20 protein-coding genes are annotated in these 20,564 nt (G+C 46.5%); 17 read left to right on the plus strand and 3 right to left on the minus strand.

All coding sequences use genetic code 11. From position 1 onward, the window contains the following. The first annotated feature begins 11 nt into the window (after positions 1-11). Positions 12-464, plus strand: a complete 453-nt coding sequence (locus tag AC2Q9J_RS04790) for a CopY/TcrY family copper transport repressor (protein WP_499037663.1) — start codon at positions 12-14, stop codon at positions 462-464. A gap of 85 nt (positions 465-549) precedes the next feature. Then, positions 550-2,697, plus strand: a complete 2,148-nt coding sequence (locus AC2Q9J_RS04795) for a heavy metal translocating P-type ATPase (protein ID WP_499037665.1) — start codon at positions 550-552, stop codon at positions 2,695-2,697. A gap of 78 nt (positions 2,698-2,775) precedes the next feature. Here the strand turns inward: AC2Q9J_RS04795 and AC2Q9J_RS04800 are convergent, their stop codons facing one another. Further along, complete coding sequence (locus AC2Q9J_RS04800) at positions 2,776-3,186, minus strand: Lrp/AsnC family transcriptional regulator (RefSeq protein ID WP_499038262.1); 411 nt, start codon at positions 3,184-3,186, stop codon at positions 2,776-2,778. Between the two features lie 117 nt (positions 3,187-3,303). Here AC2Q9J_RS04800 and AC2Q9J_RS04805 point away from each other — a divergent pair, with 117 nt between their 5' ends. From AC2Q9J_RS04805 to AC2Q9J_RS04830, 6 genes are all read left to right on the plus strand, one after another. Further along, positions 3,304-4,065, plus strand: coding sequence for an MBL fold metallo-hydrolase (locus tag AC2Q9J_RS04805; RefSeq protein WP_499037666.1), 762 nt, complete (start codon positions 3,304-3,306; stop codon positions 4,063-4,065). Between the two features lie 384 nt (positions 4,066-4,449). Next, on the plus strand, positions 4,450-4,737 hold the full coding sequence (locus tag AC2Q9J_RS04810) for a metal-sensitive transcriptional regulator (RefSeq protein WP_499037668.1): 288 nt from the start codon (positions 4,450-4,452) through the stop codon (positions 4,735-4,737). 77 nt (positions 4,738-4,814) lie between these two features. Beyond that, complete coding sequence (gene copZ, locus AC2Q9J_RS04815; protein WP_499037670.1) at positions 4,815-5,018, plus strand: copper chaperone CopZ; 204 nt, start codon at positions 4,815-4,817, stop codon at positions 5,016-5,018. Between the two features lie 72 nt (positions 5,019-5,090). Further along, complete coding sequence (locus AC2Q9J_RS04820) at positions 5,091-7,520, plus strand: heavy metal translocating P-type ATPase (RefSeq protein WP_499037672.1); 2,430 nt, start codon at positions 5,091-5,093, stop codon at positions 7,518-7,520. 453 nt (positions 7,521-7,973) lie between these two features. Further along, a complete protein-coding gene (locus AC2Q9J_RS04825) occupies positions 7,974-8,306 on the plus strand; it encodes a hypothetical protein (protein ID WP_499037674.1) in 333 nt (110 codons plus the stop codon). 381 nt (positions 8,307-8,687) lie between these two features. After that, positions 8,688-9,206, plus strand: coding sequence for a DUF421 domain-containing protein (locus tag AC2Q9J_RS04830; protein WP_499037675.1), 519 nt, complete (start codon positions 8,688-8,690; stop codon positions 9,204-9,206). 254 nt (positions 9,207-9,460) lie between these two features. Here AC2Q9J_RS04830 and AC2Q9J_RS04835 read toward each other — a convergent pair whose 3' ends face one another. After that, positions 9,461-10,138, minus strand: a complete 678-nt coding sequence (locus tag AC2Q9J_RS04835) for a VC0807 family protein (protein WP_499037677.1) — start codon at positions 10,136-10,138, stop codon at positions 9,461-9,463. Continuing rightward, positions 10,135-10,899 (minus strand): MerR family transcriptional regulator, encoded by a 765-nt coding sequence (locus AC2Q9J_RS04840; protein WP_499037679.1) that lies wholly within the window; start codon positions 10,897-10,899, stop codon positions 10,135-10,137. Before AC2Q9J_RS04840 ends, AC2Q9J_RS04835 begins: the two co-directional genes overlap by 4 nt. Before the next feature lie 180 nt (positions 10,900-11,079). Here AC2Q9J_RS04840 and AC2Q9J_RS04845 point away from each other — a divergent pair, with 180 nt between their 5' ends. The 9 genes from AC2Q9J_RS04845 (at position 11,080) to AC2Q9J_RS04885 (ending at position 20,549) form a co-directional block, all read left to right on the plus strand. After that, complete coding sequence (locus AC2Q9J_RS04845; RefSeq protein WP_499037681.1) at positions 11,080-11,922, plus strand: hypothetical protein; 843 nt, start codon at positions 11,080-11,082, stop codon at positions 11,920-11,922. Between the two features lie 116 nt (positions 11,923-12,038). After that, entirely contained in the window at positions 12,039-13,397 is a 1,359-nt protein-coding gene (locus tag AC2Q9J_RS04850) for a 3' terminal RNA ribose 2'-O-methyltransferase Hen1 (protein WP_499037683.1), read from the plus strand. Beyond that, positions 13,397-15,988 carry a polynucleotide kinase-phosphatase gene (locus tag AC2Q9J_RS04855; RefSeq protein ID WP_499037685.1) on the plus strand — a complete coding sequence of 864 codons (2,592 nt, stop codon included), beginning with the start codon at positions 13,397-13,399 and terminating at the stop codon, positions 15,986-15,988. The genes AC2Q9J_RS04850 and AC2Q9J_RS04855 overlap by 1 nt, the downstream gene beginning before the upstream one ends. A gap of 435 nt (positions 15,989-16,423) precedes the next feature. Continuing rightward, complete coding sequence (locus tag AC2Q9J_RS04860) at positions 16,424-16,840, plus strand: hypothetical protein (RefSeq protein ID WP_499037687.1); 417 nt, start codon at positions 16,424-16,426, stop codon at positions 16,838-16,840. A gap of 46 nt (positions 16,841-16,886) precedes the next feature. Further along, positions 16,887-17,348, plus strand: coding sequence for a hypothetical protein (locus AC2Q9J_RS04865; protein WP_499037689.1), 462 nt, complete (start codon positions 16,887-16,889; stop codon positions 17,346-17,348). Positions 17,349-17,363: 15 nt separating this feature from the next. Continuing rightward, positions 17,364-18,299, plus strand: a complete 936-nt coding sequence (locus AC2Q9J_RS04870) for an ABC transporter permease subunit (RefSeq protein WP_499037690.1) — start codon at positions 17,364-17,366, stop codon at positions 18,297-18,299. After that, positions 18,296-19,192 carry a hypothetical protein gene (locus tag AC2Q9J_RS04875; protein WP_499037692.1) on the plus strand — a complete coding sequence of 299 codons (897 nt, stop codon included), beginning with the start codon at positions 18,296-18,298 and terminating at the stop codon, positions 19,190-19,192. The genes AC2Q9J_RS04870 and AC2Q9J_RS04875 overlap by 4 nt, the downstream gene beginning before the upstream one ends. Before the next feature lie 84 nt (positions 19,193-19,276). Further along, positions 19,277-19,984 (plus strand): DNA alkylation repair protein, encoded by a 708-nt coding sequence (locus AC2Q9J_RS04880; RefSeq protein WP_499037694.1) that lies wholly within the window; start codon positions 19,277-19,279, stop codon positions 19,982-19,984. 151 nt (positions 19,985-20,135) lie between these two features. After that, complete coding sequence (locus AC2Q9J_RS04885; RefSeq protein WP_499037696.1) at positions 20,136-20,549, plus strand: Rrf2 family transcriptional regulator; 414 nt, start codon at positions 20,136-20,138, stop codon at positions 20,547-20,549. Positions 20,550-20,564 lie beyond the last annotated feature (15 nt).

The following is a 20,564-nucleotide window of genomic DNA, read 5'->3' on the forward strand; positions in this document are numbered from 1 at the left end:
GAGGGTATTTTATGGTCAATGAAATGGAATCTAAAATTTCTGATGCTGAATGGGAAGTTATGCGTGTGGTATGGGCACAGGATAAAGTGACCAGCAAAGAAATCATTGATGTATTGCAGCAAAAAAAAGATTGGAAACCGGCAACCACTAAAACATTTATCGGGCGTTTAGTGAAAAAAGGGATTCTTCATACTGAAGAGGAAGGCAGAAAGTTTTTATATTCCTCTGCTGTAAATGAAAGTGACTTTATCAATAGTACGCTGGATGAGACTTTTGAACATATATGCAATAAGGACGTTGGCAACGCCATAGTGAATCTCCTGTCGAACGCAACGTTAAGTTTTAAGGATATAGATAAGATAGAAAAAGTGATAGAAATGAAGAAAAAAGAGGCAGTGGAAGAAATTCCATGTAATTGTGTGCCTGGACAATGCAGATGTAATAATTGTTCATCTGGACATTAAAGAGTGGAAAATCCGATCTGCAAAAAGGCCAAAGGAGCAGGGATGAAATATTGTAAAATAAATTGCTTTTAAGGAGGAGTATTAAATGGAGAAAAATGAAAATAAACACCACAATGATCACCATGAACATACGAATCACAACAACACGGATCATTCTGAACACGTCGGACATGCTTATCATGAAAACCAAATAGAAGAAGGAATTCACGACGACAGCAATCCCTCTGACAAACACGATTCCCATGCTCACCACAATCACAGCGGTCATGGTGCTCGTGCGGAACATGGTCACGGTGAACACACACACCATCACCATGGGAACTTCAAGGAGATTTTTCTGAAGTCCTTGCCCATCGGAATTGTCATTCTGTTATTATCGCCGATGATGGACGTCAGTCTTCCTTTTCAGTTCAGCTTTCCATACTCGGACATAGCAGTCGCTGTATTGGCGACCATCTTATTGTTTTATGGCGGCAAACCTTTCTATCAAGGAGCGATAGACGAATTCAGGCAAAAAGCTCCAGGAATGATGGCGCTGATTTCATTAGGGATATCCGTTTCTTATTTTTACAGTATTTATGCCGTAGCGGCACGCTATGTGCTCGGAGAACACGTCATGGACTTTTTCTTTGAGTTTGCTTCCTTGCTTCTGATCATGCTGCTTGGACACTGGATTGAAATGAAAGCTGTCGGGGAAGCAGGAGACGCGCAACAATCGCTTGCCGAATTAATGCCGAAAGATGCACATGTAGTATTGGAAGACGATTCGATCGATACACGTCCCGTAGCTGAATTGAAAGTTGGAGACATTGTCCGTGTGCAGGCTGGAGAAAACGTTCCTGCTGATGGCATCATCACGCGGGGGAACTCACGGATTAATGAAGCCTTATTGACTGGAGAATCCAAACCGGTTGAAAAAGGTGCCGGCGACAAAGTGATCGGCGGTTCTACTAACGGCGAAGGTGTCCTCTATCTGGAAGTGGAGGGAACAGGAGAAGCGTCATTTATTTCACAAGTTCAAACGTTGATCAGCGAGGCTCAAAATCAGCCTTCACGAGCTGAAAATACGGCTCAGAAAGTCGCCGGCTGGCTGTTTTATATCGCCATTGCTGCGGCCGTCATCGCCTTTGCCGTCTGGCTGTATATAGCCGATATCCAAACAGCGGTCCTCTTTACGGTCACGACGCTGGTCATCGCTTGTCCGCATGCCCTTGGTCTTGCTATTCCATTGGTTATTGCGCGAAGCACCAGTCTGGGTGCGGGCAGAGGATTGTTGGTGAAGGACCGGGAAGCGTTGGAACTGGCAAACAAGGCAGATGTGATGATACTGGATAAAACAGGCACATTAACTACTGGAGAATTTAAAGTTTTGAGCATGGAAACGCTTGGGGAAAAATATACCGAAGCTGAAATCGCTGCATTTATGGCAGGGATTGAAGGAGGGTCCAGCCACCCAATCGCCCAGTCCATCATCCACTATGCTGAGAAGCAGGGAGTTCAGCCTGTCCGGTTTGATTCGATTGAGATTGTGTCAGGTGCCGGCGTGGAAGGCAGCGCTGATGGCCGCAAATATGAATTGATCAGCCAAAAGGCATTTGGAGAAGATTTGGCGGTTCATGTTCCAAAAGGGGCTACCCTGAGTATATTGGTTGAAGATGGAGAACCTATCGGTACAGTCGCATTAGGGGATGAATTGAAAAAAGCCAGTAAAAACCTGATAGAGGCACTGAAACAATATAATATTAAAGCGATCATGGCTACCGGCGACAATGAAACAGCCGCTCAAGGGGTGGCTGAAGAATTGGGCATTGAATACAAAGCCAATCAGTCGCCGCAGGATAAATATGATTTAGTCGAATTACTGAAAAACCAAGGCAAAACTGTCATTATGGTCGGCGATGGCGTAAATGATGCCCCTTCTCTTGCGATGGCAGACGTAGGTGTAGCAGTTGGAGCGGGAACTCAGGTAGCAATCGATTCTGCTGATGTGATTTTGACCCAATCGGATCCGGGAGATATTGCATCTTTCATCGAATTGGCCAATAAAACAACCAGCAAGATGAAACAGAACCTCGTTTGGGGAGCCGGTTATAATTTTATTGCCATTCCCGTGGCTGCAGGTGTCTTAGCTTCAATCGGCATTACGTTGGCTCCTGCAGTCGGAGCGGTTTTAATGTCTGTATCGACGGTTATCGTCGCCATCAATGCGATGACATTACGGTTGAAACATTAAATCTGTTTGAACGGCTAACGCAAAATCCCCACATCTATTATTGTTTTGCGTTAGACCGTGCCTTCATCTTTCGACGGATTATTTATCGATGACTATCGATAATTTATAATTTACATGCTGATCCAATTTATCCAGAAATTCATTTAATGATTCATTGGAAGGGAATTTGCATTCAAGCAGATAACAGCTGTCTCCGCTAATTTTAAAGTTATTGATCACATACTGTTCTTGTTCTTCCAGAAACGACAGATAAGGACGGTGATAAGTGCTGGCAGTAAAGATATTGATGATAGCATGAACAGCATATCCCATCTTTTCCTGATTGATCTTAATAGTGTAGCCTTCAATGATTCCGGCAGCTTCCAATTTTTCCACCCGCGCCGAAGTGGCAGGAGCGCTCAAATGGACTTTTTCGCTCAATTCTTTCATTGTGATGCGGCTGTTTTTCGAAAGTTCGTCCAGGATGTGCAAATCGGTGTTGTCCAATATCATTCAGATCCTTTCGTTAATAAAGTCAAACGGCAAAAAGACCTTATTTAGTCCATGTTCATATAGCCAGCATTTAGTATACACTAGGGACCAATCAAACAAAAAGGAGATGGAACCATGCATATTCAACAAATACGAAATGCTACCCTGATTATAGATTTTGCAGGAAAGAAGTTTTTAGTTGATCCATTTTTAGCGGAGAAAGGAACTTTACCGCCTTTCCCGAATTCAGCCAGACAAGATCAAAACAATCCACTTGAGAGCCTGCCTCTTTCGGTGGAAGAAATCATCGCTGGTATAGATGCTGTTATCGTCACTCACACACATCTGGATCACTGGGATGATGCAGCAAAAGAAGCATTGCCGAAAGACATTAAATTGTTCACGCAAAATGATGAAGACAAAGCAGAGATTGAAGGCGCAGGCTTCACGAATATTGAAGTTCTCCAGGAAGACACAGTATTCGAAAGTATCCAGCTGATCAAAACAAAAGGCGAACACGGCAGAGGCGAAATTCTGAAGATGGCCGGCCATGTATGCGGCGTTGTCTTCAAGCACGCAGATGAAAAAACACTTTATGTAGCTGGAGATACTGTTTGGTATGATGAAGTGCACAAAACAATCGCTGCCCACAATCCGGAAGTCATCGTGGTCAATGCAGGAGACAACCAATTCCTTCAAGGCGGTTCGCTGGTCATGAAAGAAGATGATGTCTACGAAGTTCATAAAGCGGCACCTGATGCAAAAATCATCTCTGTACACATGGAAGCTGTTAACCACTGGAATCTGTCAAGAAAAGATCTGCAGAAGTTTGGGGAAGAAAAAGGCATGTCTTCCAATCTGATTGTGCCAAATAATGGCGAAAGCAACAGCTTTTAATCGCTGGAATACAGCTGGTAAGTGCTTGGGAAATGAGGAGTCTTTTAAAAACATTCTCTATTGGATGGAAAGACATTCTCTATTTCCTGCTAAATAATATATTCGATTTGAAATTGTTTTTTAAAATAGTAAGCAACGTGATGTATTTACCATGTAAAGACACGTATATGTTTTGGCGGCGGAGTTCAAGAGCCGCCCAATTTTTGACTTATTATATACCCCCTTGCTGTATATTCCGCTTTTGAACTATTCAAAACTAATTAGCGGAGGAGATATAAAACATGCAATCACAAGTCAAACATCTTCGGAATCAACAGCTTTGACAAACTGTCAAAATATTAGTAATATACGGGTATAGGGTATATTGAATCGGGAGGTTCAGATATGGAAAAAACGATGAAATCAACAGTGCAGCCAAACAAACAGCAGCTTTTGAACCGGTTGAAACGGATTGAAGGGCAGGTTCGCGGCGTCCACCAGATGGTCGAGAACGACCGTTATTGCGTGGATATCCTTCACCAGGTCAGCGCGATCCAATCAGCCATGAACAAAGTGTCGCTGGCTTTATTGGAAGATCATACACATCATTGCGTGGCAAAAGCCATCAAGGACAATCAAGGCGAAGAAGCGATCAACGAGTTAATGGACGTCATGAAAACGATGACGAAGTAAAAGATGAAACAAAAAGCTTGATATACCCTTAGATGGTATACTAAGCTTAAGAAAATAGAATTAGAGGAGGAATTACAATGAATGAAACATTAAAAGTAGAAGGTATGTCTTGCGCGCATTGCGTGAGTGCAGTTGAATCGAGTGTAGGGGAACTTCAAGGCGTTTCGACAGTAAAAGTGGATCTTGAGAACGGCCAGGTTGCCGTAAATTACGATGACAGCAAAACATCACTTGGCGAAATCAAGGAAACAATCGAAGACCAGGGATATGACGTAGTATAAGGGTGCTTACTCAGCACTCTTCTCTTTTAAGTGAAATATACCCCCACATAGTATAGGGAGGAGGAGAACATCATGGCGACAGCAACAAAAGAAACAACCAAAGAAGCGAACTTTCAAATCACAGGGATGACCTGTGCTGCCTGTGCAACCCGCATTGAAAAAGGGTTGAACAAAATGGATGGTGTTGAACAGGCAAGCGTCAATCTGGCGCTTGAAAAGTCATCGATCCAGTACGACTCCACTAAGCTCAGTGAAGCGGATTTTGAAAAGAAAATCGATGCACTCGGCTATGGCGTCGTCAAACAGAAAGCGGAATTTGATATTACCGGGATGACCTGTGCGGCTTGCTCGACCCGCGTTGAAAAAGGGTTGAACAAACTGGGTGGTGTGACAGCGGCGAACGTCAATCTGGCGCTTGAAAAAGCGACGATTGAATTCAATCCGTCCGAAGTGACGGTTGGCGACATCATCGCGAAAGTGGAGAAATTGGGTTACGGCGCTCATCAACACCAGGAAGACACGGAAAAAGTGGATTACCGTGAAAAAGCCATCCAAGAGCAGAAATGGAAGTTCATTGCGTCAGCCATTCTGTCTCTGCCTTTACTATGGACGATGGTCGGCCACTTTTTCTTTACTTCATTTTTATACGTTCCGGAAATTTTGATGAATCCGTGGGTTCAGATGCTGCTGGCCACTCCGGTGCAGTTCATTATCGGGAAACAGTTCTATGTTGGAGCATATAAAGCGCTCCGCAACGGCAGCGCCAATATGGATGTGCTGGTCGCGATGGGTACATCGGCCGCTTACTTCTACAGCGTCTACCAGGCGATTATTCACGCCGGTTCACCTCATGCGGCGCATCTGTATTTTGAAACCAGTGCGGTTTTGATTACTTTAATCGTATTGGGTAAATTATTCGAAGCGAAAGCGAAAGGCCGTTCATCTGAAGCGATCAAGAAATTGATGGGCCTTCAGGCGAAAACGGCTGTCGTGCTGCGGGACGGTATCGAAACGGTAGTGCCACTTGAAGAAGTTGTGATTGGCGACACTATCTTCGTTAAACCCGGCGAAAAGATTCCGGTGGACGGCGAAGTGCTCGAAGGAACCACGGCAGTCGATGAATCGATGCTGACGGGCGAAAGTTTGCCGGTCGATAAAGCGGCAGGCGATCTGCTCTACGGTTCAACGATCAACAGCAATGGTTCGATCCAAATGAAAGCGACGAAAGTGGGACGCGATACTGCGCTCGCCCAAATCATCAAAGTGGTGGAAGACGCGCAGGGAACAAAAGCTCCAATCCAGCGAATGGCGGATAAAATTTCGGGCATCTTTGTTCCGATCGTTGTCGGCATCGCGTTAGTGACGTTCCTTGTGTGGTATTTCCTTGTCGACCCGGGCAATTTCACACCGGCGCTTGAAGTGCTGATTGCGGTATTGGTCATTGCCTGCCCATGTGCGCTGGGCCTTGCAACACCGACTTCCATTATGGCGGGCTCCGGCCGGTCAGCGGAAATGGGCGTGCTGTTCAAAGGCGGCGAACATTTGGAGCAGACTCAAAGCATTGATACAGTGGTTGTCGATAAAACGGGTACCGTCACACACGGGAAACCGGTGTTGACGGATGTTAAGCTGGCTGACGGACAAGACGAACAACACGTTCTTTCATTGATTGGCGCAGCTGAGAAACAATCCGAACATCCGCTGGCGCAAGCGATTGTGCAGGGAATCCAGGAAAAAGGCGTCGAACTTGGCAAAGTGCAATTTTTCGAAGCGATTCCGGGTTACGGCGTTCAGGCTACCGTATCAGGACAAGGCGTCCTGGTCGGAACACGTAAGCTCATGCAGCAATACGGCATCGACGTATCGGCGGTTCTGCCTGACATGGAAGCGTTGGAAAGCGATGGCAAGACGGCGATGCTCGCTGCTGTTAACGGACAGTACGCCGGATTGGTGGCTGTCGCGGATACGATCAAAGACACTTCGCGCGGCGCGATTGCGCGCCTTCAGAAAATGGGGATCCATGTTATCATGATGACGGGCGACAACGAGCGGACTGCACAGGCGATCGGCAAAGAAGTCGGCGTCGACGCGGTGATTTCGGAAGTGCTGCCTGAAGGCAAAGCGGACGAAGTGAAGAAACTGCAGCAGCAAGGCAAGAAAGTGGCGATGGTCGGCGACGGCATCAATGACGCGCCGGCACTTGCGACGGCTGACATCGGCATGGCCATCGGTACAGGCACAGACGTGGCGATGGAAGCGGCGGACATCACTTTGATCCGCGGCGACTTGAACAGCATCGCGGACGCCATCATCATGAGCCGCAAAACGATGCGCAACATCAAACAGAACCTCTTCTGGGCATTCGCTTACAACACAGTGGGCATCCCGATTGCCGCCATTGGCTTGCTGGCACCATGGGTAGCGGGAGCCGCGATGGCTTTCAGTTCCGTATCAGTCGTCCTGAACTCATTGCGTCTGCAGAGAGTGAAGTTTGGGAAGTAGTTTATTTCGAAGGCAATAAAATATGGAAGTTTCAAGCGCCTGCCGGGTAGATCCGGCGGGCGCTTTTTGTTATTTGGGAGAAGAGCTGGGGGATGGTATGGGAAAAGCGAGTTGGGCATAAATGGTGTAAAGTTGGGCGTATTTCGGTGAAAGTTGGGCATATTTCGATGAAAGTTGGGCATATTTCGATGAAAGTTGGGCATAAAAAAATCTGGCTTAAATTCGGGCGTCCACAGTACGCGTAAGATAGTATTTTTCATTCATTTCGGATAAAAATAAGAGGTGCCGAATAGCGGAAAAAGCGAGTTGGGAATAAAAGCAGCAAAGTTGGGAGTAAATCGACTGAAGTTGGGAATAAAAGAGGCAAAGTTGGGAATAAACCGACCAAAGTTGGGAATAAAAAAATTTCCGCCCAAATCCAGGTGACCAACCCCAAGCCCAAAAGACAAATGGATGCTTTTCGCAGGCGAAAAGCGAAAAACCACTCTGTTTAATATTCCTTTATTAGCTGGAGTGCTGTTGGCGAAAGGGCAAAAGGCCGTTCGACCGCTGCAAATCCATTATGTTACAGTAAATGGAAGGGGTGAGGATATGAAAAAAGATTTGAAGTCATTAGCTGGTCTAATTTTAGGCGCAATCTTCGGCTGTTTTATAGTTCTTGTAATTTTCGGGGATGATGATTCAATAATACAAACTACAATTGGTGTCTCATTGGGAATGGTCATTACCTACGCTGCAATTATCGGCATTAAAAAAGCTGCGGGCAAATACGAAGATCAGGAATAGAAGGCAGGAGGCGAAGGATCATTAGTCTTTTCTTGTTTATTATTATTCACATTTCTATTGGATTGTTCCTCATATACACAAACAGAAAGCTGCCGAAAATGGTTACGGTATTTGGAACGGTCTTTTTTGTTGCGAGCTTTTGGTATTGGGGAATTGTTGTAATCGATTTGATGAACAAAGGGGTATGAAAACATACATACTTTAAGCAATACGAATTCGTAGTTGAAATAAAGAAGGATGGAGCGCAGAAAGGTTCTTGTACATATTTAAAATAGCAGTGTTTGTGGTCTGCTCCCACTTCCGTTTCATCCACGACACCAAAGGGTAAAAATTGAGTAAAGCCCTGCCTTGTGAAAAGAACGGAGAGGAAGTGGACAGATATTGGATACGTTATTATTTGATGGATGGAACAGCGTTTTGCGCATTGTGATCATGTCTGCGTTAGCTTATCCCTTCCTCATTTTCCTGTTGCGGATGTCTGGAAAACGGTCTATTACGAATGTGAATATATTTGATTTCATCATAACTGTGACGTATGGTGCGACTTTATCGAGCATCATCACAAGCGATAAAGTCTCTTTTGCCGATGGTGCAGCCGTACTGGTGATGCTGACTTTATTGCAATACCTTGTATCGAAAACGGCCGCGGGATCCAAAAGATTTTCGGATTTCATAAAAGCTTCACCGGTTTTTTTATATTACGAAGGCCATTTCAATGAAGAGCAGATGCAAAGGAACCGGATCCGGAAGCAGGATTTGAGGGGCAAAGTGCGGCAACAAGGCATGAGTTCTTTTGAAAATGTGGAAGCGATCGTACTTGAAGGAGACGGCTCGGTGTCCATCATCAAAAAGGAAGATGTGAAATCGAAGGATGCGCTCGAAGACATATCGGAAAAGTAATGATAAGAAAGGCAGCCGGAATTTTTGATTCCGGCCGCCTTTTACTGTGGAAACGAAAAGCTTATAGTGAGGAATGTGGGCGATAGAATAGCAATAAGTTCAATAGAAATAAAACAATATCCCGAAACCTTGATCACCGACCTGCATCATCAGATGGAAACATCGATTGGGCAGGCTGGCTGGCAACAAGCAAGGAGCTGAATGTTGTTTGTTTAAGGCAGAAAGGTGTATATTATCGATTTTTCAAGTTTAACTTAAGAAAAACTCTTCTCATCCTCCAATTCAGAAGGATGCTCCTCTGAAAGTACGGATTCTTCTTTAATTTGCTGAGTCTGCAAGTTGACCTTGGAACCCACGAAGAAAAAGCCTGCCATTATCAGCACATTGAATGTCCATCCGCTGATTTTCATATAGATGAGCATCTCGCCGTAGCCATCCACCCCATAACTTTGAATCAGCCAGGCTTTCAACGAATTCTGAAAAACGCTGTTGGTAAAAAGGAGCAAAGTCAGCAGCTGGAACCACATAAAGATTCCTTTTCTGGAAAATTCGGCAATGCTGTCTTTTTTTGCAACGCCCTGCAGGTAAACAAAATCGACTGCAAAGTGAAGGGCCAATGGTTTCCTGAGTAAAATAGAAACCAGAAAGACCATACCGTATGCATAACCTAGATAGACTTGATTCCACAGCATACTTTCCGCGTTTGAAGAAAGTAAATTGATCAGGGTACTCAGGAAAAGCGACAGCAAGATGGAAAGTCCGGCAATATTAAATTGACGTTCTATGGCAAATCGGTAAATCGTGTAGATAAACCCGGGAACGGTCGACAGCAGCATGGCATAATAATCGCCCAGCGGTTCCCGACCGTAATTCCAGATGAAGTACGGGAGTACCACATAGCAAAGGATGTCGAATACGATGAATTTCTTCATAGTTGTGACTCCCGCGCTTCGAAATAATGCCGGATGGCCTGATCGATAAATGTAATAATCTCCTGCTCGAATATGAAGAACCGCAAGTGCGGTTCCCTTTCCTTATTTAGCTTCCAAACCTTCTGCGCCAGTTCCGCGTTTCCTTGATACATCTCATCCACCAGTTCCATCCACCTTTTTGCCAGGCTCTGAGCTTCCGGACTGGTCGGCCCTTTATGCAGATTTTCCCGTACTTCCTGAGCGAGGTCGAGCCAGACCCTTTCGCCTTCGCGGTTTTCTTCCGGACTGGAAAAGCCGTTTAGAATGCGCTGCTCTTCTTCAGTGAAATGCTTTTCCCATAGAACTTTCAGCAGACTTTCATCAGCCGGAAAAGCATTGAATGTGTTGAAAATCGTTTCCCAATCCGTAACTTCCTGTGTCTCGACAATGGCAAGCAAAGTATTTACAGCCGATTCCCTCTTTTTCAACTCTTCCTGTTCAGCCAAAATCATTTTCTTCCGCATGGAAAGGACACCGTACAGATCGAATTCACGATTGGAAAGAAACTGCATGATCGTCTCAAGTGGGAATCCTAAATCCTTGAGCATCAGTATGTAATGGAGCTTTGAAATATCTTCATCGGAATAAAAGCGGTGTCCCGCCTCATTTCGATGCGCTGGCAGCAATAATCCGATTTCGTTGTAATAGCGTAAAGTTCTTATTGAAACATGGCTCATTTTGGCTAGCTTCCCGATTGAGTACATGGACATCCCCGTTTTCATTATGTATTTATTTCCATTATAGAACCTTCCGTAACGGAAGGTGCAAGAGGTTTTCAGAATAATTTACTAATTTTTGGAGTCTGATGAAACTCACGCGAATAAATTCCAGAAGATGCAAGGTTTCTGAATGGTCTGCAGCGAATAAAATAAGCACCAAGCAAAAGTCAGGATGTGCTGGAAATGCTTAAGACACCGATTCAATTGATTGAACAAGTTGTTTTTACAAGCGGTGACTCACGCTTCAAGGAATATTCGATTCGAGATGCAGACTGGCAGGACCAAAATGGACTCGTACTCTATCTATCAATAAAGGGAAGAAACTGGATCGTCATCAACAGTGAATGGATCCCTTCGCCAATTACCGATTCCAATCCTTTCATCCGCTGGATCGATCAGGACCGGATTGTTCTCGTTCAGCGCAGAAGCGGCAGGTTTGAAAGGAACATTTTCGTCTTGAACCCTGCTGGTGAAATTACAGCTTCGTTTTATGCGGGCGATGCAATCGAAGACATTGTGGTGGGACCCGAAGGATTCTGGATCAGCTATTATTACGGCGGATTCAGGAAGGGCCTGCCGGGTGAAAAGCTGGTTTTATTCGGATGGGACGGTCTGCCGATTTTCAAATACGAAACGGATTTGCCGGAAAAGCCTAATATTCTGGAAATACTGGCGCTCGTCAAAGGTGAGAATTCCGCAATCTGGCTGGTGCCGCTGCTGAAGCCGCTGGTCGAGATCGTTCCTGAATCGAAATCGATTACCATCCATAACGAACCGGATCTGCTGAACAAAGGCACCTTTTCTGTCAGCATCCGCGGCGATTTCGTCTATTTTGTGCTGGAAGATACGAAATGGGCCTATGCCTGCCGGATTGGCGAAGAAACCGCGCAGCCCGTCGGCAAGATTAATGGCGTATCGAGAGGGCTCCCGCCGAGTGAATCACATAATTTCATCAGCCGCTCAGACACCTGGGGAGAAGTGAAAATTTACCGCATCGACAATAAGGAAGAGTATTTTTTGGCTTGAAAATGTAGGGATTTAGAAATCGAATTAAAAATTAATGAGACATGAATAAATTTCCATTTTCTATGATATATTAAGGTTATTATTGAGCAATTTGAGCAGGCAAAGGGGCGTTTACAATGCAATTGACGATTCAGGCCAAGGGTGACAATGTCAAGGCGGTTTCTTATTTATTGGCAAAAAATCCGGGCAATTTATATGAGAGAAACCAGAAAGGCCATTTGGTGCGCATGTTTTACGGCAAATTCACGGACACTGAACTTGAAATGACGATTTTCGTGACGCCGGATCCGGTTGAACTGATCCAGAATTCGGGGAATTCGTACGATATCACGCATTACATCAACGACCGGGAATTCGCCGTTTCGAGCATTTTCCTGTCGCTGATCCGCTCGGCTCTCGGCACCGCGCTGAACGGGCAGCCGAAAGAGGAGTATGCGGAATGGGTCGCGCATCCGTTTCCGTTCACATTCGAACTCGGCCCCGTCAATACGAAGCTGCCGGATGCGCAGTTGAAGAATCTATTCGAACCGATGGGCTATCAGGTGGATATTACGCGTCCGGAAATCGATTATTCCTTCGATTTAAAAGAGCAGAGCACTGTGCGCACGATCCGCTTGAGCGGGGAACAGACTCTGAAGGATGCGCTGCGCCATCTATTTGTGCTGATTCCGGTCATCGATGACTACAAACATTATTTTATTGATGAAAAGGAAATTGAGAAAATCGGCCGTTACGGAGAAGGCTGGCTCGATCAGCATCCGCTGCGGGAAACGATTTACCGGCGCGCGCTCCGCTTCAAGGAAGTCTATGAACTTGTGGAAAACGGTGAAGCAGAACCGGCAGTGGCTGCTGCACCTGCGCCGTTGAAGAAAACATCGCTGAATGAACTGCGCTACGCAAAAATCGCAAAAACAGCCGCCGGATTAAAGCCAAAAAGCATCGTCGATTTCGGGTCGGGGGAAGGCAAGCTTGCCGTTAAACTCGGTTTTATTGACGGAGTGGAAGAGATTCTTGCGGTCGAACCGTCTCAAGTCGAGACGATGAAAGCGCTGCGGCGTTTCGAGAAAGTGAACGACAAGACGGATTTCGTCGAGCCGAAGACGCTATGGGGTTCCCTGTTTTATTTTGATGAACGCCTAAAAGGGAAAGATCTGATGATTCTTTGTGAAGTCATCGAGCATATCGATGAAGAGCGGCTGCCGAAGATATTCGACGGGATCCTGCACGACTATGCGCCGAAATCGCTGATCGTGACGACGCCAAACCGTGAATACAATGAAGTCTACGATATGGACGACCATTTCCGCCATGATGACCACCGCTTCGAATGGACGCGGCAGGAGTTCCGCGACTGGTGCGAAAAGCGAAATCACGCTGGAGACTATGACATCGAATTTGCCGGGATCGGCGAAGAGCATCAGGAGCAAGGGTTCCCGACCCAGATGTGTGTGTTCCAAAGGAAGGTGAATAATTGATGAAAATCGGCTTGCCGCACGCAGGTATCGTATTATTGATCGGACCGTCCAACAGCGGGAAATCGACGTTGGTGAGACGGTTGATAGAAGAAGGACAGATTTTAGCATCGGAAGTGGTGAGTTCCGATGATTTCAGAATTTTAGTCGGGGATAAAGAGTTCATCGATTGGCGTGACCGGCCGCAGGATGAAGCGGCGGGGCTGATGGATGAGTACCAGGGAATTTCCGCAGAAGCATTTGCGATGATGGACCGGGTCATCGAAGCCCGCATGCGGTTGAGCAAGCTGGTGCTTGTTGACGCAACACACCTCCGTTCAGATGACCGGAAACGATACATAGCGCTAGCGAAAAAGAATCATGTGCCGATTCAGGCAATCGTTTTTGACGTATCGGAGCGGGTATTGACCGACCGCGACGAAAACCGTGATAATCCACGGGGCAAGCGCCGCATCAAACAGCAATTCCAGATTTTCCGCAATGAAAAACGGTTTATTAAGAAAGAAGGCTTTGCTTCTGTTTATACCGTAAAAGAAACGGAAGAAGTGGAAGTGTTCAGGCACGGCAACCCGATTGAAATAGAATTGGACCGGGGCATCGACATCATTGGCGACGTTCACGGCTGTTTCGATGAACTGATCCAATTACTTGTGAAACTCGGATATGCAGAGAATGAAGAAGGCTTATATGAACATCCCGAAGGCCGCAAATTTGTTTCGGTCGGCGATGTGATGAGCAGGGGACCGGCTTCGCTCCAGACGATGCAGTTTTTCCTGAAGCATGTCGAGGGCGGGCGTGCACTGATGATCGACAGCAACCATGGCTGGAAAATCGCCCGCTGGCTGGACGGCCGCGAAGTAGTGCTGAGCCACGGCGATGAAAAAGTGGAAGAAGAGTTCCGGATTTTCGAGGAGCAGGAAGGCTCTGACGCCGCCCGCCAATTAAAGCAACAGCTGAAAGACTTTCTTCTGGCTGCACCTTCCCATTACGTCTTCAAAAAGAACGGCGTACCGACGCTCGTTTGTGCACATGCCGGCATCCGTGATGAATTCATCGGTAAACAATCAGGAGCCATCAGTGATTTCTGCCGGTACGGCGATACGGGCGGCTTCGATGAAAACGGCAAGTCTGTTCGGAACGATTGGACAGTCGGACATCAAAATCGCCTGTTGATCGTCTGGGGGCATGACCCGAAACCGAAGCCGTTATTAATCAATAACACGATTAACATTGATCAGGGAGTCGTGTTCGGCGGCGAATTGACGGCTTACCGCTATCCGGAACGGGATTTCGTATCCGTCAAAGCGAAAGCGGATCATTCCGGGACCGCCGACAATCCGCTGGTGGAATGGGAGAAGAACCGCTTGAATCCGCCGAACATCGGCAAGTTCATCAACGGCTTTTCGGTGCTGACTGACTCCGCCGGTGAAGTGCGGATTCCGCAGGAACTTGTGAAACCCGCCATTGATGCCGTTTCACATTACACAGTGCCAATCGAGCAATTGGTCTACATCCCGCCGACGATGAGCCCGACGCCGAAACCGTCTGCGCTGCCGGATTACCTGGAACACCCGAAAGAGGCGATCGATTATTACAGAAGCAACGGCGTCCACACGATGATCGCCGAGAAAAAGCACATGGGCAGCCGGGGCATCCTGTTTTTATTCAAAGACAAGGAATCGTCCTTGAAGCACACCGGCATCGAATCGCTCGGCTCCATCTACACACGGACCGGCAAACGCTTTTTCGACCGCGACACCGAAATGCGCTTGCTTTCCGAATTGAACCAAGAATTGACGCGAATAAATTATTTCGACGAGTATCAAACGGATTATGTGCTGCTGGACGCCGAAATCATGCCATGGAACCTGAAAGCGAAAGAATTGATCAGCAGTCAATACGCGCACGTCGCAGAAAACGCCGTGCTCGACCGGACGCTGCTGAAAGAAAAATTGCAGGCAGCGCTGCCGACGAATGGCGATTTGCAGGCGTGGCTGGACGAATACGACAGCAAGCTGGAAAACGCCAACGACTTTTTGGAAGTGTTCCAAAAATATTGCTGGGACAACGAAGGGGACAGGAGCATCCAGATTGCGCCGTTTCATGTGCTCGCCCACAGCGACCGCACGTTTTTCGACAAGCCGCATACGTGGCATATGGAGATGAACCGGAAACTTGCGGATGCGTCCCGCCTGTTCGTCGAAACGGAATACAAAGTCATCACGGACGAGGCCAGTGAAGCCGAAGTGATCGAGTGGTGGAAATCAATTACGGAAGACGGGCACGAAGGCATCATCATCAAACCGGAATTCTACATCGTCCGGAGTAAAGGCAAATTGCTGCAGCCGGCCATCAAAGTGAGGGGACAAAGGTATCTGCGCATCATATACGGCATGGATTACCTGGAGCCGAAAAACCTGGAGCGGCTGAAAAACCGCAACACCGGCAAGAAGCAGAAACTTGCTTTGAGGGAATTTGCGCTGGGCCTCGAAGGCATTGCGCGCTTCGTGAACGGGGAATCGATCGAACGCGTCCATGAATGCACGCTCGGCGCATTGGCGATGGAATCCGATCCGGTCGACCCGCGATTATAGAAGAATCATACGAAAACCGAGAGGCCGACGACGCCTTTCGGTTTTTTTCGCTTTTCGCCTGCGAAAAGCATGCGTTTTTCTGTTGAATTGGGGTTTTGAGAGAGAATTGATGAAAATGAAGGCTGGTTAACGGCGGAAACAGTCTTTTCGAAGAGCTGATATTGCGTAATCGCTTGTAAATCGGCGTTCAGGAGATTATATCGGCGCTCAGAGAAATAAATCGGCGCTCAGAAGATTATATCGGCGCTCAGAGAAATAAATCGGCGCTCAGAAGATTATATCGGCGTTCAGCAAAACAAGTCACTTTAACCGGTCTCCCATCCGCTTTTACACAAATTTAAAATTGCTCATCAGTGAGTATCGATATATATGGTAAAATATAGATAGAAAATTTTGCGAAATCAAAAACCATCAAATTCGAAAGGAGCGGGTCATGTGAAGCGATTGAAGTGGTTAATTGCAATAACCATTACTGCCATAACACTTGCAGGCTGTTCGTCTGATGGAGAAGTGATACGGGTAGGGGTTCCTTATCAAGAGGATGAGACGAGCGGGATAAAGTTCCATACTGACATCACGGATGCAGAATCGATAACGGATTTGAGGGACATCATAAATACAGAAAAAGAAATGGAACAGCCTGCGGATTTAACCGGTTTAGCGGATACTTTCTTCACTTTGGATATACCGGAGGAAGGCGTTTCATTAATACAGCGTTACATCTGGTATAGGGAAGACGGCAGCGCCCTTTTAACTCGTGAAGAGCTGAAGAATAACGAAGCTGGCAACAAAGACGTTTATATATTAGCTCCTGAACAAGCAGACGAGCTGAAACGCATACTAGAAGAGTAAAGCATAAACCCTAACGTAAGAACATACTTATTCAGGAGAGATCAAAATGTCGGAAATCACCTTTCTCGCTTCCTCGAAGCCTTTTATGATGCCGGATGAAATAAAAGAACATAATAACCGTACGGCTTACGCAAGTGAGGAAGAAGCCGTTTTCTTTTCCGTTCAAAAATTGGATCCACTTTGGGTAAAAGAAATCGAGGGTTTATTTTCAATGCCTTATCTGTATGAAGCCACAGGACTCGAAAGCCCGTTATTTTTAACCTATCTGGAAAAATACATGGAAACGGGTGATGTCCTTGAAATTTACAGCGTCCCGAATCAGCATGCGCTGGAGAAATACATACAAAGAATGTGGGAAAACCTGGAGTCGATTTATGTGAATATTGGGAGTTTTACCTACCAGGACATCTATGGCTCCTATCAATTAACCCCTAAAAAATGGGCCGAAGAATTAAGCCGTAAAAATTACATAACCGATCGAAGTGTGACCACATTTGTGAAGTATTAAATAAGGAGCGATTAAGTGATTACCCGAATTCTTTTTCCCGTACTTGTCTGGATGCTGTCTTTTACCATTTTGCTGCTGATCATCCTGCTGCCCACGGATACGGTTTTCACCGAGGGGCGGGGCGGCTCATTTGGGGGCGCAGTCTATGACTATCAATTTACGAATCACTGGGCTAATATCAAATTTTTCTTTTCATACATAATTGAGCAGGGTGGCCTGGGGCTGGATCAGATGGGGAATCCGATAAGCGAGCAAATTGGGACGGTATTTCTGCGGAGCCTGAAAATTTTCCTGCCGGCCATTCTTATCGGCTTTTTCATCGGCATTGCCAAGGGCGTCATCGATTACAGGTTCCGAAAAGGAAAAGGAAGAGTCATCGGTCAATTCACGACTGCCGGCATTCTGGCGGTGCCTGATATTGCCGTAATTATTGTAATTCAGCTCGCTGTTTTGTATTTGCAGTCAAAAGGGCTGGTGGATATCAACTTGTTCGGCCATGACCAGCTCGACAATGTCCTGATGAATATTCTTTACCTGTCCATCTACCCCGTCATGTTCATTTCAACGATCACATTCAACGCACTCCAGGCGGAACAGGGCGAGGATTACGTGCGGACAGCCCGGTCAAAAGGGATCGCTGAAATGAAAGTGCTCTATACGCATATGCTGAAAAATGGCATATTGAAGATTTTCGCTTACTCCAACACAATGGTGCTCTATACCTTGTCGAATTTATTTATCGTGGAAGTCTTCACTGAATACAGAGGCGCCGCTTTTTATATGTACGATACACTGGGCAGCGCTACGACGTTTTATGTGGGTGCTTTATTGTCGGCGGACGTCATCAAGCAAATCGGCTATGTTTTCCTGTTCACCGTCTTTATCCTATTGGCTAATGTTGTATCCGGCATAGCGCGATCATTCGTTCCGGTACAGGGGGAGAAGTTATGAACCGTAATCTATGGTTAGGCCTCATCATGACCGGAATTCTATTGGCCATTGTGATTTTAGGTCCGTATTTGCCGTTTGTGGACCCGTCGCTTGAACAGAATCTGTTGGATAAAGATGATGGTGGCGGTCTGTTGGTGCCACCTTATGCCCCGTCAGACGAATTTCTGATCGGCACGGACAGAAAAGGTGTGGATTTATGGTCGAAAGTGATGGTCGGCGCGAGAGAAACCTTCTATATCCTGGTGGTCATCGTCGGTTTCCGTTTAGTTCTGGCGCTGCTTGTTTCCGTAGGAGCATTTTATATTTCCGGCATCCGGCTCATCATGAACATCTGGAACGCTGTATTTTCTTTTATGCCGACAATTTTCATCATCTTGATTCTCCTGGCGATTCCGGGCGTCATGTTTTCGGATTACAGGGCATTTTGGGTAATGGCGATTATATCGGTAGTGGAAGTGGGCCGGCTTGCACTGATTTTCTATGATTCGCTGCAAACACAAAAAAGGCAGACTTATATGGAAGCTGCTATCGCGAGCGGTGGACACAGATGGACGCTTTTCAAAAGTTATTACTGGCCACCATTGAAACAGGAAGTGATTTCTTCGGGCGCGACGGAGTCAGGCAGAGCGATGTTCCTTCTTGCCCAGCTTGGCGTCATCGGAATTTACATCAATCAGGAGTTCTTCTCACAGCTCGACCGCAGTTACCGCTCGGTTGACGTGTCCAATTCCTGGCCGGTGCTCCTGAGCAATTTAAGGCGCGATGTCAATTCGGCCGAATGGATTCCGCTTGTTGCCCTGTTTTTCATCACCTTTTCAATCATCGGCTTTTACCTGTTGGCGGATGGTCTGAAAAAACGCCAGGCAATCAAGCTGCGGCGCGACTTCCAGTAACACTGATGTTAGGGTGGGGTTTACTGGTTTCATTGTATTGCATGAATTAAAAATGTATCCATAGAAGAAAGGAAGTGCGCAGCAATGGATTTTGAAACGGTCATGCAGGAACTCGAGGCACTGAGCAAAGCGAATATGAAGAAGAGGTATCTTTCGAATGGTGCACATGAACCGCTTTTCGGTGTCGCAACCGGTGCCATGAAACCGATGGCGAAAAAAATAAAAATCGATCAGGAGCTGGCGGAGAAATTGTATGCGACCGGCAATTACGACGCGATGTATTTTGCGGGCGTCATCGCAGATCCGAAAGCGATGACGGCAGAAGATTACGACCGCTGGCTGGATTCGGCGTATTTCTTTATGCTGTCTGATTACGTGGTGGCTGTGACATTGTCGGAATCGGATATCGCGCAGGAAGTGGCAGACAAATGGATTGCGAGCGGCGAAGAGCTGCGGATGTCCGCCGGCTGGAGCTGTTATTGCTGGCTGCTCGGCAGCCGCAAAGACGAGGAGTTTTCGGAGAGCAAGCTGTCCGGCATGCTGAAACTCGTGGAAGACACGATTCAGGATGCTCCGGAACGCACAAAATCCGCCATGAATAATTTTATCGAAACGGTTGGGGTGTCGTACAAACCCTCGACTGAAGAAGCGCTGAAAACAGCACGACAGATCGGTCCCGTTGAAATGAAGCGCGAAGGAAAGAAAAGCAGTTTCCTGAATGCAGCCGCGACCATCGAAAAAGCGATGGAAAAAGATCGCTTGGGCTTCAAGCGGAGATATGTGAGATGTTAAAGGGGAAGGGGCGGCTTGGTGACGAGCTGCTTCTTTTTTTGTGGGATAAAATCCCGCGAGTTGACTTCCTGTTAAGAGGGTGATAACTTTAAGTTAATTAAAGACAAATAGAGTCTTTAATATCTGCGAATAAATCTTACAGGAGGTCATCATGAAATATTCGAACGCGACGAACTACGCTTTGCACACGATGGTCCATATCATGCGCCAGTCTGACGGGGAGCCGATAGGGGTTCAGGAGCTGGCTGCGATGCAGAAGCTGTCACCGACCTATCTGTCGAAAATTTTGACCAAGCTGACGAAATCCGGGCTGATCGAATCGACGCCCGGCGTAAAGGGTGGCTACAAAATCTCACGCAAGCATAAGGAAATCTCATTCCTCGATGTCATCAAATCGATTGAAGGGGACACGAATTTATTCGAATGCTCGATCCATCACGAAGGCTGCCTGATTGAAAATGTGATGCGGCAGGCGGAGGACAATATGAAGCACGAGCTCGAAAACAAGCTGCTGATCGATATTGTCAGGGTGGCGGAAGAAAAACAGGCAGAAATTGAAAGTTAATTGAAATTAGAAGGA

This window comes from Planococcus sp. RAB007_Raresut, assembly GCF_057369535.1.